At 62.8% G+C, this 17,519-nt stretch carries 15 protein-coding genes and 2 pseudogenes; 9 read left to right on the plus strand and 8 right to left on the minus strand.

The window, feature by feature from the left end; translation table 11 throughout:
- Positions 1 to 36: 36 nt before the first annotated feature.
- The gene (locus ACZY1I_RS00145) at positions 37 to 2,871 is read right to left on the minus strand and encodes an MMPL/RND family transporter (RefSeq protein WP_463753425.1); all 2,835 of its coding nucleotides are present in this window, start codon (positions 2,869 to 2,871) and stop codon (positions 37 to 39) included.
- A gap of 77 nt (positions 2,872 to 2,948) precedes the next feature.
- A complete protein-coding gene (locus ACZY1I_RS00150; protein WP_463752288.1) occupies positions 2,949 to 3,371 on the minus strand; it encodes an MmpS family transport accessory protein in 423 nt (140 codons plus the stop codon).
- A 379-nt stretch (positions 3,372 to 3,750) separates the two neighbouring features.
- Between ACZY1I_RS00150 and ACZY1I_RS00155 the strand changes: the two genes are divergently transcribed.
- The 5 genes and pseudogenes from ACZY1I_RS00155 to ACZY1I_RS00175 all read left to right on the plus strand — a co-directional run.
- The gene (locus tag ACZY1I_RS00155) at positions 3,751 to 4,431 is read left to right on the plus strand and encodes a TetR/AcrR family transcriptional regulator (protein ID WP_463752289.1); all 681 of its coding nucleotides are present in this window, start codon (positions 3,751 to 3,753) and stop codon (positions 4,429 to 4,431) included.
- A gap of 80 nt (positions 4,432 to 4,511) precedes the next feature.
- On the plus strand, positions 4,512 to 5,066 hold the full coding sequence (locus tag ACZY1I_RS00160; RefSeq protein WP_463752290.1) for an MmpS family transport accessory protein: 555 nt from the start codon (positions 4,512 to 4,514) through the stop codon (positions 5,064 to 5,066).
- Between the two features lie 80 nt (positions 5,067 to 5,146).
- The gene (locus tag ACZY1I_RS00165; RefSeq protein ID WP_463753427.1) at positions 5,147 to 8,011 is read left to right on the plus strand and encodes an MMPL/RND family transporter; all 2,865 of its coding nucleotides are present in this window, start codon (positions 5,147 to 5,149) and stop codon (positions 8,009 to 8,011) included.
- Between the two features lie 174 nt (positions 8,012 to 8,185).
- Positions 8,186 to 8,361, plus strand: a pseudogene (locus tag ACZY1I_RS00170) (arylsulfatase); the annotation flags it as partial.
- A 6-nt stretch (positions 8,362 to 8,367) separates the two neighbouring features.
- A pseudogene (locus ACZY1I_RS00175) lies at positions 8,368 to 8,628 on the plus strand (arylsulfatase); the annotation flags it as partial.
- A 20-nt stretch (positions 8,629 to 8,648) separates the two neighbouring features.
- On the opposite strand, the gene ACZY1I_RS00180 reads toward ACZY1I_RS00175, so the two are convergent.
- The 5 genes from ACZY1I_RS00180 to ACZY1I_RS00200 all read right to left on the minus strand — a co-directional run bounded on the left by ACZY1I_RS00180 (position 8,649) and on the right by ACZY1I_RS00200 (position 13,521).
- On the minus strand, positions 8,649 to 8,972 hold the full coding sequence (locus ACZY1I_RS00180; protein ID WP_463752291.1) for a hypothetical protein: 324 nt from the start codon (positions 8,970 to 8,972) through the stop codon (positions 8,649 to 8,651).
- 302 nt (positions 8,973 to 9,274) lie between these two features.
- Complete coding sequence (locus tag ACZY1I_RS00185) at positions 9,275 to 9,748, minus strand: DUF5078 domain-containing protein (RefSeq protein WP_463752292.1); 474 nt, start codon at positions 9,746 to 9,748, stop codon at positions 9,275 to 9,277.
- A gap of 63 nt (positions 9,749 to 9,811) precedes the next feature.
- Complete coding sequence (locus ACZY1I_RS00190) at positions 9,812 to 10,720, minus strand: crotonase/enoyl-CoA hydratase family protein (RefSeq protein WP_463752293.1); 909 nt, start codon at positions 10,718 to 10,720, stop codon at positions 9,812 to 9,814.
- 51 nt (positions 10,721 to 10,771) lie between these two features.
- Positions 10,772 to 11,407, minus strand: a complete 636-nt coding sequence (locus ACZY1I_RS00195; RefSeq protein WP_463752294.1) for a DedA family protein — start codon at positions 11,405 to 11,407, stop codon at positions 10,772 to 10,774.
- Positions 11,408 to 11,484: 77 nt separating this feature from the next.
- Positions 11,485 to 13,521, minus strand: coding sequence for a prolyl oligopeptidase family serine peptidase (locus ACZY1I_RS00200; RefSeq protein ID WP_463752295.1), 2,037 nt, complete (start codon positions 13,519 to 13,521; stop codon positions 11,485 to 11,487).
- Between the two features lie 56 nt (positions 13,522 to 13,577).
- Between ACZY1I_RS00200 and exaC the strand changes: the two genes are divergently transcribed.
- The 4 genes from exaC to ACZY1I_RS00220 all read left to right on the plus strand — a co-directional run bounded on the left by exaC (position 13,578) and on the right by ACZY1I_RS00220 (position 16,674).
- Positions 13,578 to 15,101 (plus strand): acetaldehyde dehydrogenase ExaC, encoded by a 1,524-nt coding sequence (gene exaC, locus ACZY1I_RS00205; RefSeq protein WP_463752296.1) that lies wholly within the window; start codon positions 13,578 to 13,580, stop codon positions 15,099 to 15,101.
- Complete coding sequence (locus ACZY1I_RS00210) at positions 15,101 to 15,631, plus strand: DUF779 domain-containing protein (protein ID WP_463752297.1); 531 nt, start codon at positions 15,101 to 15,103, stop codon at positions 15,629 to 15,631. Before exaC ends, ACZY1I_RS00210 begins: the two co-directional genes overlap by 1 nt.
- Positions 15,632 to 15,650: 19 nt before the next feature.
- Positions 15,651 to 15,929 carry a putative holin gene (locus ACZY1I_RS00215; RefSeq protein ID WP_463752298.1) on the plus strand — a complete coding sequence of 93 codons (279 nt, stop codon included), beginning with the start codon at positions 15,651 to 15,653 and terminating at the stop codon, positions 15,927 to 15,929.
- A 151-nt stretch (positions 15,930 to 16,080) separates the two neighbouring features.
- Positions 16,081 to 16,674 carry a hypothetical protein gene (locus ACZY1I_RS00220; RefSeq protein WP_463753428.1) on the plus strand — a complete coding sequence of 198 codons (594 nt, stop codon included), beginning with the start codon at positions 16,081 to 16,083 and terminating at the stop codon, positions 16,672 to 16,674.
- A gap of 55 nt (positions 16,675 to 16,729) precedes the next feature.
- Here ACZY1I_RS00220 and ACZY1I_RS00225 read toward each other — a convergent pair whose 3' ends face one another.
- Positions 16,730 to 17,260: a PE family protein gene (locus tag ACZY1I_RS00225; RefSeq protein WP_463752299.1), complete on the minus strand. Its 531-nt coding sequence runs from the start codon at positions 17,258 to 17,260 to the stop codon at positions 16,730 to 16,732.
- Between the last annotated feature and the right edge of the window lie 259 nt (positions 17,261 to 17,519).

Consider the following 17,519-nt stretch of genomic DNA (forward strand, 5'->3'; position numbering starts at 1 on the left):
TATGTGATGTCGCCGGCGATATCGCAACTCGGGTACCTAACGTTCGCTGCTCAGTGCAAGCGGCTTCTCGGCAGGCTGCGCCGGCGCCGGTGGCCGGGCAGTGCTGCGAGCCGGTCGAGAACGTACCCGCATCGGCCACCAGAACCAGCGGCCGAGCAGGGCGGCGATCGCCGGTGTCATGAACGCGCGCACGATCAATGTGTCGAACAGCAGGCCCAGCCCGATGGTGGTCCCGACCTGGCCGACAATCCTCAAGTCGCTGACCACCATGGATGCCATGGTGAAGGCGAACACCAGGCCAGCGTTGGTCACCACCTTGCCGGTGCCACCCATGGAGCGGATGATGCCGGTGTTCAAACCGGCATGGATCTCCTCTTTGAACCGGGACACCAGCAAAAGGTTGTAGTCAGACCCCACCGCCAACAGCACGATGATCGACATCGCCAGCACCAGCCAGTGCAACGGGAAATCGAGGATGTGCTGCCACACGAGCACCGACAGACCGAAGGAAGCGCCCAGCGACAGGGCGACCGTTCCCACGATCACCGCGGCCGCCACGAATGCCCGGGTGATGATCAGCATGATGATGAAGATCAGACAGAGCGACGAGATACCTGCGATCAGCAAGTCCCATTTGGCGCCGTCGGAGATGTCCTTGAAGACGGCACCGACACCGCCGATATAAATCTTCGAGTTCTCCAAAGGCGTTCCCTTGAGGGATTCCTCGGCCGCGGTGCGTATTTTATCGATGCTGTTGATTCCGTCGGCGCTCGCCGGATCGCCGCGGTGCAGAATTATGAAACGGGCTTCATGACCGTCCGGTGACAGGAAATTGTTCATCGCCCGTTTGAAATCGGCATTCTTGAAGACTTCGGGCGGCAGATAGAACGAGTCGTCGTTCTTCGCGGCGTCGAACGCATGCCCCATCGCATTCGCGTTCTCGCTCATCTCGTCCATCTGGCTGAAGATGCCGGACATGGTGCTGTGCATGGTCAGCATCATGGTCCGCATGCTTTCCATGGAGTCGATCATCGACGGGAATGTGGCCAGCATCTGCGGCATCAGCAGGTCCAGATTCTTGATGTCCGACACCAGCGTGTTCAGTTTCTCATCGATCTGGTCGAGTCCGTCGAGTGCGTCGAAGATCGATCGCAGTGACCAGCAGATGGGAATGTCGAAACAGTGTTTTTCCCAGTAGAAGTAGGCGCGGATCGGACGCCATTGGTCGTCGAAATCTGAGATATTGTCGCGGAGTTTGTTCGTGATGACTTGCATTTCGGTGGTGTCTTGCACCATTTTATGCGTCAGATCAGAAAGCTGCGTCATCAACCCATACATCTTCTGCATGGTGCCAATGGTCTTGGTCAGCTCGTCGGCCTGTTTGAGCATGTCGTCCATGCGGGCCCGCTGGTACTTCAACGACTGCACCTGACCGGCATTCTGCATGCTGATCTGGAACGGGATCGTGGTGTGGTCCATAGCGGTGCCGTCGGGCCTGGTTATTGCCTGAACCCGGGATATTCCGGGGACGTGGAACACCCCCTTGGCCAGTTTGTCCAACACCAGAAAATCGGCTGGATTTCGCATGTCGTGATCCGACTCGATCATCAGGATCTCGGGCTTCATCCGGGCCGCGGAGAAGTGCCGGTCCGCGGCCGCGAAACCCGCATTGGCGGGGATGAAGTCAGGCAGATACGCGCGGTCGTCGTAGCTGGGCTTGTAGCCCGGCAGCGTGATCAGGCCGATGAGGGCGATGAACATGGTGACGGCGAGGATGGGTAGCGGCCAGCGCACCACGGCCGTCCCGACCCGGCGCCAGCCACGCACCTTGAGCACTCGCTTGGGGTCGAACAAACCGAATCGGCTGCCGACGACGAGCACCGCAGGTCCCAGTGTCAACGCGACCATTACGGCGACCAGCATCCCTACCGCGCAGGGAATGCCGAGCGTCTGGAAGTAGGGCATGCGGGCAAAGCTGAGACAGAATGTGGCCCCGGCGATCGTCAGTCCGGACCCCAGGATGACGTGTGCCGTGCCGCGATACATCGTGTAGTAGGCGGATTCTCGATCCTCGCCGGCCTGCCTGGCCTCTTGATATCGGCCGAAGATGAAGATTCCGTAGTCGGTACCGGCGGCGATCGCCAACGAAGTGAGCAGGCTGACCGCGAACGTGGACAGCCCGATCAGCCCGCTATGCCCGATGATCGCCACGGCTCCCCGGGCCGCCGACATTTCGACCCCGACCGTCAGCAGCAGCAGGATCACCGTGACCGGGGACCGGTAGACGAACATCAACATCATCAGGATCACCACGACCGTGGTCAGGGTGATCTTGATCATGGACTTGTCACCGCTGTTTTGTAGATCCGAAGCCAGCGGCGCCACCCCGGTCACATAGACCTTGAGACCTGGTGGTGGCGTTGTGCTGGCCACGATCTTGCGGACGGCTGCGACGGACTCGTTGGCTTTTGGCTCGCCTTGATTGCCTGCGAGGTTTATCTGGACAGTCACCGACTTGCCGTCGTTACTCTGCGCCCCGGCCGCGGTGAGTGGATCACCCCAGAAGTCCTGGACGCTCAGCACATGTGATTTGTCCGCGCGCAGCTTGCGGATGATGTTGTCGTAGAACCTGTGGGCGTCATCGCCCAACTGTTGGTCGCTCTCCAGGACGAGGATCGCGACGCTGTCCGTGTCGCCCTCTTTGAATGACTCGCCGATGTGTTTCAGCGCGACGAACGACGGCGCGTCTTTGGGGCTCAATGAGACTGAACGTTCCTGGCCGACCACTTCCAGTGATGGCAGGAACACGCTCATGACGACGATGGCTGCCAGCCAGAAAAGGATGATCGGCACCGCAAGAGTGCGGATCATCCTTGCGATGAACGGCCGTTCGGCCTCGTTTTTTTGGCCCGCGGCGGCGCCGCCGGGATCGGTCGCGAAAGTCGTGCTCACGCGGACTTCACCAGGCAGTAGGTGAATGCGCTCTGTCCGGTGGTAGTCCGCTCGGCTTTGACCACGTCGTCCACCGTGATGCGGCAGCCGATGCTGTTGGAATCGCCTTGAGCCGCAAGGTTACCCATCATGGCCGCCTTGTCCGTGGTGATGTGCAGTGACCACGGCAACACCGCGTTATCCACTGATTGCGGGTCGGTGTTGACGTCAAAATAGGTGATAGTCGCGGTGGTTCCGGGTGGGCCGAATACCTCGTAAACAATTCTCTTGGGGTTGAACGGTTTGGGGTTTTGCAGGTTGCTGTCGGCGTAGGACGGGCGCTTTTCGGAACCGAAGTAACCATGCACCCGGTACACGACAAATCCGCAGACGATAACCACCGCCAGGATCACCAGGGGGATCCACGTCCGCGACAGCACCTTGAAAATCTCAGGTCCCCTTCGTTGGCAATGCTTGGCCGGACGATACCCGCCCCGCGAAGCCCTTCTCGAACTTGTTCAACTACCAGATCGGCGCGCTCTGCACCCGCGCCGGTGCGTCAACCCCGGTGGCTGCGGTGGCCCCGTCCTAATCATCGCGGGTCACCTGAGTCACCTCAAACCGCAGTGCAATCACGGGAACGCAACCAAGGCTTACCTAAGTAAAACACGGCGTAGAGCGAGACCCACAACTCCTTTCACTCGCGCAAGGATTGTAACGCATATCACGTGCGTAACGACATGGCTGCGAGCCCGCTGACCTGTGCAAATCACACTCTGTGCGTTATGCAAATCACACGATGTGCGTTAGCCTCTGTTGGTGGCGCAACTCACCTTCCGCCGCGCCCGCACCGAGGAAAACAAGCGCCAACGTGCAGCGGCGCTCGTGGAAGCTGCGCGGACCCTTGCTGTTGAGACCGGCGTTGCATCGGTGACATTGACGGCCGTCGCAACCCGGGCCGGAATCCACTACTCCGCCGTTCGGCGTTACTTCACCTCGCATAAGGAAGTGCTGCTGCATCTCGCGGCGGAAGGCTGGGTGCGGTGGTCGGGCACGGTGTGCGAGAAGCTGCAGGAGCCCATCGGGGCGGGGGAGCCCATGACGGCGGCGAGGGTGGCCGAAACGTTGGCCAATGGTTTGGCCGCCGATCCGCTGTTTTGCGACCTGCTCGCCAACCTGCACCTGCACCTCGAGCACGAGGTGGAAATCGAAAGAGTCATCGAGATCAGGCGGACCATCTCGGCCGCCGCGATCGCGCTGGCGGACGCGATCGAGCAGGCGCTGCCCGTGCTCGGGCGCTCCGGCGCCTTCGATATCTTGATCGCTGCCTACTCGCTGGCCGCCGCGTTCTGGCAGATCGCCAATCCGCCGGAGCGGATGTCGGATGCCTATGCCGAGGAGCCCGAAGTCCTTCCGGCCGAATGGAACATTGAATTCGGTCCCGCGCTCACCCGGGTGCTCACCGCAACATGCATCGGCTCGCTCTCGGGGTCCCGATGACAAGCGCGGCGGCACTACGTCGCGAAGTTTTACCGGCAGTGCATTAGGTTAGGGGGCCTAAGTTGATAGGAAATGCGCCGATGACCACGACTGAGCCAAGGACCGAGCCGTTGACGATCCCGGACTCGGGCGGCAAGAGCGACGCAGCGACCCGGCAACCGCCCAAGCGCAGACGTTTGATGAGCCTCGCCGCCCGGTTCTGGCTCATCCTCACCGTCGTTGCCGTCGTCGCGTTATCCGGATTTGTCGTCCACCGACTGCACGGCGTCTTCGGCGTTCACGCCGGTTCGTTCGGCGGCGGCACCTCCGGCGAGGTCCTGGACCAGTTCAACGCCAAGACGATCACGCTCGAGGTCTGGGGCTCACCGGGCAGCACGGCAACTATCAACTACCTCGACGAAAACTCCCATCCTCAGCAGGCTCTCAATGTGCCCCTACCGTGGAAGACCGAATTGAAGTCAACGAAGCCTGGGATTCCGGCCAATCTGGTGGCACAAGGTGACGGCAGTTGGATCGCATGCCATTTCGTCGTTAACAATCACGACGGGAGCGGTGACGTCATCAAGGGTGCGAATCAGTCGCCCCCTAACGAAACCGTGAATGCGTTCGTCTACTGCCTGGACAAGTCCGCATGAGCGAGACCACCGCGGCCACCGAGACCACTGGGACCCCGCCGCCGGTCAGCCAGCCGCTGATTCCGCCGTTCCTGCCGCGGATGATCCATCGGTTGGCGCTGCCGATCGTCCTGATCTGGCTGGGCATTGTTTTCCTCACGAATACCATTGCGCCGCAGCTGGAGGTCGTCGCCAAGACCCACTCGGTGTCCATGAGTCCGACCGACGCGGAATCCTTTCAGTCGATGATGCGGGTCGGACATACGTTCAAAGAGTTCGATTCCGACAATTCGGCCATGATCTTGATCGAGGGCGACAAGCCACTCGGGGCCGAGGCGCACCACTATTACGACGAGATCGTCAGGCGCATCGAGCAAGACAAGAAACACGTTCAGCACGTCCAGGATTTCTGGAGTGATCCGCTGACGGCGGCGGGCTCCCAGAGCCACGATCAGAAAGCCGCATACGTCCAGGTCTACCTCGCCGGCAACATGGGCAGCGGGCAGGCGAACGACTCTTCCGATGCCCTCCGCAAGATCGTGGACGCGGTGCCCGCACCGCAGGGAATCAAGGCCTACGTCACCGGCGCCGGTCCGCTGTTCGCTGACCAGTCCCACTCGGGGGAGAAAGGCGTCATGGTGGTCACCCTGATCACCTTCGTGGTGATCATCGTGATGCTGCTGTGGGTCTACCGGTCCATAGTCACCGTTCTGATCATGTTGGCCATGGTCTTCATCGAGTTGGCCGCGGCCCGCGGTGTCGTCGCGACGCTGGGCAACTACGGGATCATGGGGCTGTCGACCTTCGCCAACAACATGCTGGTGCTGATGGCGATCGCTGCCGGGACGGATTACGCGATCTTCGTGGTCGGCCGCTATCAGGAGGCCCGTGGTCTGGGCGAGGACCGCGAGGCGGCGTTCTACACCATGTTCCACAGCACCGCGCACGTCGTGCTGGGGTCGGGGCTGACCATCGCCGGTGCCATGTACTGCCTCAGCTTCTGCCGACTGCCGTACTTCGAGTCACTGGGTGTGCCTTGTGCGGTCGGCATGCTGGTTGCGGTCATGGCGGCGTTGACGCTGGGTCCGGCGATCCTGACGGTGGCTTCGTTTTTCAAGCTGATGGATCCGAAGCGCAAGCTGCAGACCCGGGGCTGGCGCCGCATCGGCACCACGATCGTCCGCTGGCCCGCACCGGTGTTCGCGGTGACCATCGCGGTCGCACTGGTTGGTTTGCTTGCTCTGCCCGGCTACAAGACGGACTACGACAACCGGCACTACCTGCCGGCAGACACCCCGGCCAACGTCGGCTACGCGGCGGCCGACCGGCACTTCGACCAGGCGCGGCTCAACCCTGAGCTGTTGATGATCGAGACTGACCATGACCTTCGTAATCCGGCCGACTTCCTCGTCCTAGACAAGGTCGCCAAGGCGATCTTCCACATCCCCGGTATCGGCCGGGTGCAGACCATCACCCGGCCATTGGGCACTCCGCTCGACCACAGCACGCTCGGGTTTCAGATGGGTGCCCAAGCCGCAGCGCGGCTTCAGACCCAGCATTACCAGGACACGCAGGCGCAAAATCTGCTGAATCAGGCGGATGAGCTCCGCAAGACGATGGCAACGCTGCACGAACAGATGCAGGTCACCCAGGACCTCAGCAACACGACGCACGAGACCACCAAGCTCACCAAAGAAACTGTCGAGATCACCGCGAAATTGCGCGACGATATCGCCAACTTCGACGACTTCTTCCGACCGATTCGTGCCTACTTCTACTGGGACAAGCACTGCTACGACGTACCGATCTGCTGGACGATACGGTCCATCTTCAATGCGCTCGACGGCATCGACCAGGTGGCCGAGAACATCACGAGACTCAGCGCGAATCTGGACAAGCTGGACCAGATTCAGCCTCAGCTTGTGGCGTTGATACCGCCGCAGATTGAGAGCCAGCAGCACAACCTCGACACCATCATGTCGAACTATGCGACCACCCAGGGTCTCAACGAACAGGCCCGAGCGCAGGCCGACAATGCCACCGCCCAGGGCGATGCATTCGACAGGGCGCACAACGACGACACGTTCTACCTGCCGCCGGAGGCGTTCCAGAGCCCAGACTTCGCGCGGGGCCTCAAGCAGTTCATCTCGCCCGACGGGCATGCGGTCCGGTTGATCATTTCCCATGAAGGCGACCCGGCGACGCCGGACGGCATCAAGCACATCGAACCGATCAAGCAGGCCGTGCACGAGGCGATGAAGGGCACGCCCTGGGAGGGCGCCCACGTTTACCTCGGCGGCACCGCCGCGACGTACTTGGACATGCACGACGGCTCCAACATCGATCTGCTGATTGCCGCAATTGCCGCGGCCACACTGATTTTCATCATCATGTTGGTGATCACCCGAAGCGTCGTGGCGGCCTTCGTGATCGTGGGCACGGTGTTGCTGTCGCTGGGCGCCTCGTTCGGACTCTCTGTGCTCTTGTGGCAGTACATCCTCGGCGTCAAGTTGCACTGGATGGTGCTGGCGATGGCCGTCATCCTGCTGCTGGCGGTCGGCTCGGACTACAACCTGTTGCTGATATCGCGGCTGAAGGAGGAGATCCATGCCGGGCTCAAGACGGGGACGATCCGCGCTATGGCCGGCTCAGGGTCCGTCGTCACCTCGGCAGGTTTGGTCTTTGCCGCGACCATGGCCACGTTCGCCTTCAGCCCGTTGAAAGTCATGGCCCAGGTGGGTACGACGATTGCGTTGGGTCTGTTGTTCGACACCTTGATCGTCAGGTCCTTCATGACACCGTCGCTGGCCACCCTGCTCGGGCGCTGGTTCTGGTGGCCGCAGCATGTGCGCCCACGGCCGGCCAGCACCATGCTGCGACCGTACGGCCCGCGTCGAGCCGTGCGCGAGCTGTTCCTCAAGGACGTTGACGAGAATCCGCCGGGCGGACTGGTCAAGCAGCGTTAATGTCGCACTAAAAGGCGATTCGCGCAGCCGCTTGGGGACGAGTTCGGTCCCACGACGTGCACCGACATGGCCGTCACGCGAGATGCTGCGTCCGTTCGGGCCGCGCCCGGCGGATCGTATGTCGCTAGGCGAGAAGGACGCCGTCGACTCCGCCCCAGCGAACACCGACCGGATCTATTTACCGATTCCTACGGTGAACAAAGCTGCACCGCGGGCCGCGCCGCGTTCGTCAGCGGGCGGAGCGTGTACCGCACCGGGATGAGCAGGTGGGTGCTCCCGGATTCGACATCGGTTGGGCCGCTGAGGATCCCACGATTGCCGAACTGCTCAAGCCACTCGGATATGGCACCGCCACGCGGATCTGGGCCGAACCATTCACCCCGCTACGGATACCGAAGTTGTTCAATCTGCGCACCGATCCGTTCGAGTACGCCGACGTCACCTCGAACACCTACTACGAATGGGTCCTGCACCACGACTACTTCGTGATGTACGCAATAGCCGTGGCGACCATGTTCCTGGAGACCTTCGTGGAGTTCCCGCCACTGCACCCTCCCGCCAGCTTCACCATCGATCAGGCGGAGGAGCGACTGCACCAGATGCTCGCCAAGGATTAACTACTCGCACTTCGCGCGTACTAGAGCGCCGCCACGTCGCGCATGATGTCACTCAACTCGGAGACGGGCGCCCCGCACGTCAGACAATATGCGCCCGACGAGCGGCTCAGCTGACCCACCTGAGCCAAGACTTCCGCTTCCGCGCGCCAGACGCACACGATGCACAGGATCTCGACGATGTTGCCAAACGGGTCGACGTGAGCATGGTTGCACTGATCGACAGCGTGCCGATGCACCACATGAGTCGCCCGGTTTGTGCAGCCGCTATCTGCTTGGCAGCTGATCGTCTGCCAGTCCAGGGCCGCAAGAGCGCCGGGGATCTCGTTGCCAGTCGTTTGGCTCATGCGTGACCTCCAGCTTCCGGAAACCCAGTCGCAGACATCACTTGGCTCATTCGGCGATGTTTGGCTGGCCGGACCACTATTATGTGAAACTTTTCCCCGTCGCGGCAAGGGTGCTACCAAGGTATTTGTTTGCCTCCTGGCGGTACGACTCCGCCAGCAAACCGTACCTTCGTGTGAGGGTGGTCACTGCTCTGCAGGTCAGCGGTCTGATCTGCCCATAATACGGTCACTCCAGGAATGAAGGGCTTTCCTCAGATTGAGGAAAAACTCATAGAAAACTGACGCCGGAGACTGCGCAGATGTCAGCCGACCCAGTCCCAAACCGACATGTCGCCCCGCGGGTAGCCGGTGCAGACCTCAGTGGCCTTGGCCACAACACCCTTGTTGTTGAAGAAAATCTTCGCCCAGTTGCCCCAGTGGGTAGCCATTTGCTCGTAGTAGACATCCGTCGCGGTGTCCTCGGAGTATTGCCGGCGGTCGGCGGGGCTCAACGAGTAGAACCAGTGGATGCGGTCGGTCGCGGCCTGCTGAATGTCGACCGGCCTGTTGTGGTAGTCGATCATGTAGCGCTGGTAGTACACCGGGCTGGTGTCCCGAGCCGCCGCGAGGTACTGCTCAGCGTCGCAGGTGGTCGCGATCTGCCTGCGCGGGATCGGAAAGTCATCGGTGGAATCCGCGTTTGCGATGGTCGGGAAGGCCGCAGCAGCCAGGCCGAAGGCGATGAGGAACGCGAAGAAGACGGCACCGGCACGCAGGATGTTATTTAGCCGAGACATATTTATTACCGTAACACTTTCGGGGTAGCGAGCAATTGGTTAGCGATTCCATAGCCGAGCTTACTACCCGTCGCTATCAGGAACTATCACGTGTGACGGATTCGGCCGCAGCTCTGGCGGAGCCTGGCTGTAATCGCCGAACGGCCCGTCGCGACGCTCGACCGCCGCCCGCACCCCTTCGGTTCCGGCGGTCTGGATGAAGTCAAGCGCATCGGGGGTGTTGCGCATCAAGCCATCGAGAATGCCGCCCAGCAGTTGGGTGGAGGCCAGGCCCATGTTTTCGTAGGCCTGGTTGACGATCAGCTTCTGCGCGCGGAGCTGCGACAACGGGATCCGCGCCAGTTCGGCCGCGATCTCGGCGACCCGTGCTTCCAGCCGTTCGAACGGCACCGCTTCGTTGATCAGCTCGATTTCGGCGGCCTGCACGCCCGTCAGTGGCCGACCGGTCAGCGAATGCCACTTCACCTTGGCCAGGCTCAGCCGGTACAGCCACATCCCGGTCAGGTACGCGCCCCACATCCTGCTGTAGGGGGTGCCGATCACGGCGTCCTCGCTGGCGATCACCAGGTCGGCGCACAGCGCGTAGTCGCTGGCGCCGCCGACGCACCAGCCGTGCACCTGGGCGATCACCGGCTTGGACGCCCGCCAGATGGCCATGAATTTCTGGGTCGGTCCCGTCTCGCGGGCACTGACCATGGCGAAATCTTTTCCTGGGTCCCACTGCCCGTCGGTCATCATGTTCTCGCCCCAGTGCTGGAAACCGCCGCCGAAGTCGTAACCGCCGGAGAAAGCCCGGCCGGCGCCGCGGAGCACGATGACCTTGATGTCATGGTCCCGTTCGGCCAGCCCGATCGCGGCCTCGATCTCGTCGGGCATGGGCGGCACGATGGTGTTGAGCTGCTCCGGACGATTGAGCGTGATGGTGGCCACCGGGCCGCGGGCGGAGTACAACAGCGTTTCGAATTCGGGCATGAGCGAAGCGAAGTCGCTGCTCGACTCGGGTGTCAAGCTCGGTCGGAAAAGTCAGTATTCGACGCTGGCCCGGGCCGAGCGGCGTTTGAACAGCCACCCGACCAGAAGCGCGACCGCAACGACGGCGCATCCCGCGACGAAGAACTTCTGGTAACGCACGATCGAGTCGTAGATGGGCTCGATGTGGCTGCCGGCCAGGTATCCGGTGAGCACCCAGACCGCGACCCACACGATCGACCCCAGCGCGTTGTACGCCAGATAGCGCCGCCATGGCATGTGCGCCAGGCCGGCGACGATCCCACTGGCCTGGCGCAACCCGTCTACGAACCGCCCGATCACGACGACGAACTGGCCCCGCCTCTCGAAGAAGTCCTCGGTTGCGCTCAGGCGTTTGTCGGTGAGGAAGACGTAGCGTCCGAAGCGATCGACCAACTGGCGGCCGCCGTAGCGGCCGATCGCATAGCCGGTGTTGTCGCCGCCGACGGCAGCCAGGAACCCCAGAACGAGCACCAGGGCCAGGTTCATCTGGCCCAGGCCGGCGTACACGCCGGCCGCGATCAGGATGAGCTGGCCAGGAAGTGGGATTCCCAGGCCTTCCACGCCGACCAGGACAACCACCGCCGCGTAGCCGTACCGGTCAAGGAACGGCGACAGCGATTGCAAGACTCCCGGCAGCTGCGCAGACATGGGAACAAGGGTGCCCAAGTTCTGGGACTGCTAGACGTCGCGAATGTCACGACTCGCAATCAAGCGCCAATCGGGTGTCAGCCGCCAAGCGTCCGATGCAGGAACGAATAGCTCAGCGCCGACTTGAAAGCGAGCTGCTCGTTGTCAGCCGCCCCACCGTGACCGCCCTCGATGTTCTCGTAGTACCAGACCTGATGATCCGTGGCCTCCAGGGCGGCCGTCATCTTGCGTGCGTGCCCGGGATGCACCCGGTCGTCGCGGGTGGAGGTGGTCATCAGGATGGGAGGGTAGCTTCGGTCTCGCGAAATGTTCTGGTAGGGCGAGTATTCGGAGATGAACGCCCAGTCATCGGGGTTGTCGGGGTCGCCATACTCGGCGACCCACGACGCGCCGGCCAATAACAAGTGGTATCGCTTCATGTCCAGCAGCGGCACGCTGCAGACCAGTGCACCGAACTTCTCCGGGTATTTCGTCAACATGATGCCCATCAGCAGCCCGCCGTTGCTGCCACCTTGGGCGCCGAGTTGCTCGACCGTCGTAATGCCGCGATTCACCAGGTCGTCAGCGACGGCGGCGAAATCCTCGGCGACTTTGTGCCGGCCCTCACGCATCGCCTGGGTGTGCCAGCCGGGTCCGTACTCGCCGCCACCGCGGATGTTGGCCAGGGCGTAAGTGCCGCCACGCGCCAGCCACAGCCGGCCCAGCACGCCGCTGTAGCCCGGCGTGTTGGACGTCTCGAACCCGCCGTAGCCGTACAGCAGCGTCGGTCCCGGGCCGCTTGCCCCCGGGGGCCGTACCACGAAGTAGGGAATCGACGTCCCGTCCGCCGACTCGACGAAATGCTGAGAGATAGAAAGGTTTTCGGCATCGAAGAACGACGGCGCCGACTTGATCGGCTCGAGTTCCGGCGGGCCGGTGACGGGTGCGGTGCCCCGCAACAACCTAGACGGGGTGTCGAATCCACTGGAGTCGAGGAAGAACTCGTCGCCCGTGTCGTCGGCGGCGACGACCACGGTGTTCGTCGACGCCGGGATGCCGGAAACCGGTTCCCGCTCCCAAGTCCCGGGCGTGACAACTTCCACGCGGCTGGCCACATCTGCGAGCGAGACGAGCAGCAGTCGATCCTTGGTCCAGGCGTAGTGATACAGGCAGGTGTGCTCGTCGGGCTCGAACACGATATGCAAATCCCTTGCGCCGCTGAGGAATTCGTCATAGTTGGCGACCAGTAAGGAACCGGCGCGATAGGTACTGTCGCCTACCGACCAGTCGGTGCGCAGGTCGATCAACAGCCATTCGCGGTGCACCGACATGCTGCTGGCGTCGGTCGGTACTTCGATAGGGATCAATTCGGATCCCCGCACCTCAAAGCGCTCCCGGTTCCAGAAGTCCAGCGAACGGCCGACGAGGGTGCGCTCGAACCCGGGCGTGCGGTCCGTGGAGCCTCCCGCGCTGACGTCGGTGCGTTCTCCCTCGAAGATCGTCTCGGCGTCCGCCAGTGGCGTGCCGCGCCGCCAGCGTTTGACGATCCGCGGGTAGCCGGATTCGGTCATCGAGTCGGGGCCGAAGTCGGTGCCCACCAGAACGGTGTCCGGATCATCCCAGCCGATCTGCGATTTGGCCTCCGGCAACTCGAATCCGTCGGCGACGAATTCCCTTGTGAGCATGTCGAATTCACGTACCACCACAGCGTCCGAGCCGCCGGGGGAGAGGCTGATCAGGGCGCGGGTGAGTTCGGGTTCGATCACGTCCGCGCCGGCCCACACCCACTTCTTGTCGTCAGCCCGGCCCAGCGCGTCGACGTCGATGATCACGTCCCACTCGGGTGTGTCGGTGCGGTAGCTCTCCAGCGTGGTGCGCCGCCACAGGCCGCGCGGGTTGGTGGCGTCGCGCCAGAAGTCGTAGAGATACTCGCCACGCCGACGCACGTATGGAATCCGGGCGTCGGTGTCGAGCACCTCCAGCGCCTCGGTGCGCAACTGCTCGAACAGGTCGCCGCCGAACTCTGCCTTGGTCGGTTCGTTACGCGCGCGCACCCAGTCAAGTGCCTCGTCGCCGGTGACATCTTCGAGCCAGAGGTAGGGGTCGTCCGCCGTTTCAGAAGCCATGCAGGCCATTGTGGCCCCAGCGGTACTGTGAGCTGTATTACATGAATGAATAAGGAGCCGAGCAAATGCCTGTCTTTGCACGTCCGGGTTCTGCCGGGGCGCTGATGTCCTTCGAGTCGCGGTACGGAAACTTCATCGGTGGCGAGTGGGTCGCGCCCGCCGCGGGCCGTTACTTCGAGAACCCCACTCCGGTGACCGGCCAATCTTTCTGCGAGATTCCCCGGTCCGACGAGGCCGACATCGAAAAAGCACTGGACGCCGCGCATGCTGCGGCACCGGGGTGGGGCAAGACTGCCCCCGCCGAGCGGGCAGCGATCCTGAACAAGATCGCCGACCGTATCGACGAGAACACCCATGCGTTGGCCGTCGCCGAAGTCTGGGACAACGGCAAGCCGATCCGCGAGACGATTGCCGCCGACATCCCGCTGGCCGCAGACCATTTCAGATATTTCGCGGCCGCAATCCGGGCCCAGGAAGGTGCCCTGTCTCAAATCGACGAGGACACCGTCGCCTACCACTTCCACGAACCGCTGGGCGTGGTCGGCCAGATCATCCCGTGGAACTTCCCGATTCTGATGGGCGCGTGGAAGCTGGCGCCCGCGCTGGCCGCCGGCAACGCGATCGTGCTCAAGCCGGCCGAGCAGACCCCGGCCTCGATCCTGTACCTGATGTCGTTGATCGGCGATTTGTTGCCACCCGGTGTGATCAACGTCGTCAATGGCTTCGGCGCCGAAGCCGGCAAACCGCTGGCCTCCAGCAACCGGATCTCCAAGATCGCGTTCACCGGCGAGACCACCACCGGGCGACTGATCATGCAGTACGCCTCGCAGAACCTGATCCCCGTCACCCTGGAGCTGGGCGGCAAGAGCCCCAACATCTTCTTCTCCGACGTGATGGCCGCCAACGACGACTTCCAGGACAAGGCACTGGAAGGCTTCACCATGTTCGCCCTCAACCAGGGCGAGGTATGCACGTGTCCGTCGCGCAGCCTGATCCAATCCGACATTCATGACGAGTTTCTCGAGCTCGCGGCGATCCGGACCAAAGCCGTCCGCCAGGGCGACCCGCTGGACTCCGAGACCATGATCGGCTCGCAGGCGTCCAACGACCAGCTGGAAAAGATCCTGTCCTACATCGAGATCGGCAAGGGTGAGGGCGCGAAGGTCATCACCGGCGGCGAGCGTGCCGAACTCGGCGGCGACCTGTCCGGCGGTTTCTACATGCAGCCCACCATCTTCACCGGCAACAACAAGATGCGGGTCTTCCAGGAGGAGATCTTCGGGCCTGTCGTCACCGTCACGCCCTTTGCTGACTACGACGACGCGATGGGTATCGCCAACGACACCCTGTACGGCCTGGGCGCCGGAGTGTGGAGCCGCGACGGCAACACCGCCTACCGGGCCGGACGCGAAATCAAGGCCGGCCGCGTGTGGGTGAATTGCTACCACGTGTATCCGCCGCACTCGGCTTTCGGCGGTTACAAGCAGTCCGGATTTGGACGCGAGGGCCACAAGATGGCGCTCGAGCACTACCAGCAGACCAAGAATCTGTTGGTGTCCTATGCGGATAAGGCGCAGGGCTTCTTCTGATGCGCGCCGGCGTCGATGCCGAGCGCAACGACGAGGAGGAGCGGCGCCAAGATGATGCGCCGCCGGGGGCGCTCATCACCACTGCCGCTGCCGACCTGCTGACCAGTTTGCAGGAACGCCACGGGCCGGTGATGTTCCATCAATCCGGCGGCTGCTGCGATGGGTCGTCCCCGATGTGCTACCCACTCGGCGACTTCCTCGTCGGCGACCGAGACGTCCTTCTCGGGGTGCTTGACGTCGGGGCCGACGGCGTGCCGGTGTGGATCTCGGGCTCGCAGTACCAGACCTGGAAGCACACCCAACTTGTCATCGACGTGGTGCCGGGCCGCGGTGGTGGGTTCAGCCTGGAAGCACCGGAAGGCAAGCGGTTTCTCAGTCGCGGCCGGGTGTACTCGGACGCGGAAAATGCGCTGTTGCAAGGACTACCGATGATCACGGGCGTCGCATACGAGCGTGGTGAACGACCGTCGATTCGTGGTCATGTTGTGACCGGTGACGCGCCGGGAACGTGCCCGACCCCTGGGCGGTGACTCAGTAAGGTCGTAAAGCGTGATTCCCCTTCCGCGTGCGTGGCTGCTGGCCAGCGGCATGCTGGTCGGTAGCGCGATCGGGCAGCTGCTGTGCATAGCGTGCCGGCTGCTGATTCACCCTCACCTGCGTCCGGATGTCGCGATGGCGCTAATTACCGGCGTGCCCAGTCTGATCGGGTTGTCAGTGATCTTGTTCTCCGGACGCCGGTGGGTGACCATGCTGGGCGCGGCCATTCTCGCGTTGGCGCCCGGTTGGTTCGGCATGCTCGTCGCCCTTCAGGTGGTCTCCATTGCCTAAGAAGGACACCAAGAAAGACTTCTTGAACTACGCCGACGACAACCCGGAGACTGGCGAGCCGAGTCCGGGAACCGAGCCCTTCGTGCCGGATTTCGACACCGGCGCACGCCCGGTTCCGCTCAGTCCGGAGTTCGACGCCGGCGAGCCTTCGGTGCCGTTCGTGCCGAATTTCGATACGGGCGCGCAGTCGGTTCCGGCCAGTTCGGAGTTCGACCTCGGCGAGCCTTCGGTGCCATTCGTGCCGAATTTCGACACCGACTCAGTGCCCTTCGCGCCACTGGTGGGTTTCAAAGCCCAACCGGCCAAGAAATCGGAACCGGCGTCGCAGGAGCGGAAGAGTCAACCCGAAATTCCGGTGTCTGCGCCACAGTTCGATTCGGCGGCTGAGGCGCCCGGGCCGGTTACTGTTCCCGGCCGCTACCTCTACCTCAAATGGTGGAAGTTCGTGCTGGTGCTGCTCGGCACCTGGTTCTTCGCCGCGGTCTTCGGATTGAGCTTGTTCTACTGGTGGTACCACACCATCGACAAGACGCCGCCGGTGTTCACGGTGTTCGTCTATGTCGTGGCCTGCACCGTGGGCGGTCTGATCTTGGCGATGGTGGAATCCAAGCCGCTGATTGCGGCTCTGGCCATTGCGGTGATGTCGTCGCCGTTTGCCTCTGTGGGCGCCGCGGCGCCGCTGTACGGCAACTTCTACTGCGAGCGCGTGACTACACCGTGCCTGATGGGCGTCCTTCCGTACTAGTAACCCAGTCCTGCTACGGCGTGCTTGCCGTACTGGGCGACAGAACACACGTCGGCTAGGTGCCGTTCAAGAGCGCGGCAAACACGGCCTCGATGGCGAACACGGTGACGGCGGTGAGCGGGTACGTAATCGGAAATAGCAGGATGGCCAGCGCAGCATTGGCGGCTTGGCCTAACTGGTCGTACGCAAGGTTGGGGAACTGGCTGAACGAGCCTGCGAAATTGCCTGCCGCGGTCGTGAATTCGGTCAGGCTCAGCTGGAAGAATTCGGGCAGGCTGATGAGTCTAGGTGTCACCGCCGCGGCCGCCGCGGAGTCGGCGCTGGAATACGAGGCCGCCGCGGCACCGATGTTGTGGGTGAATTTCTGCTGGAAGGTCGACGCGTTCTGGGCCACCGCCTGGAAATCGACGCCGTGGGTCGACATGAGTTTGGCGATGGCCGCCGATACCTCGTCGGCGGCGGCGGGTATCACCGAAGTCGTCCGGGTAGCCGCCGCCAGATGGGCGGCGCTGAGGTCAGACCCGATGGTCGCCAAGTCTGAAGCCGCGGCCGTCATCATCTCTGGGTCTACGACTAAGTACGCCATACCGACCACTCCTCATGTGAACGGGTTGCCCTTTGAGCGGGTTGCCGTCAACGGTAATCAGTGGTGATGGTGTTTGCACGAGTAATCCACTACCCGATTCGGCGCGGGCGGCGGATGACCCGCGCCCCGCTCGGTCAAATGGTGGCGGCCCGCTGCGCCCGGCTGCGCCGCGCTTGCGACCGCCACGGCGGGGGCTTGCGGTCACCACTGGGCCTGATTGCAGTGACCCGCTGCGCCCCGCTACGCGGCGCTTGCGATC

It is taken from the genome of Mycobacterium sp. IDUB_37 (genome assembly GCF_055419245.1).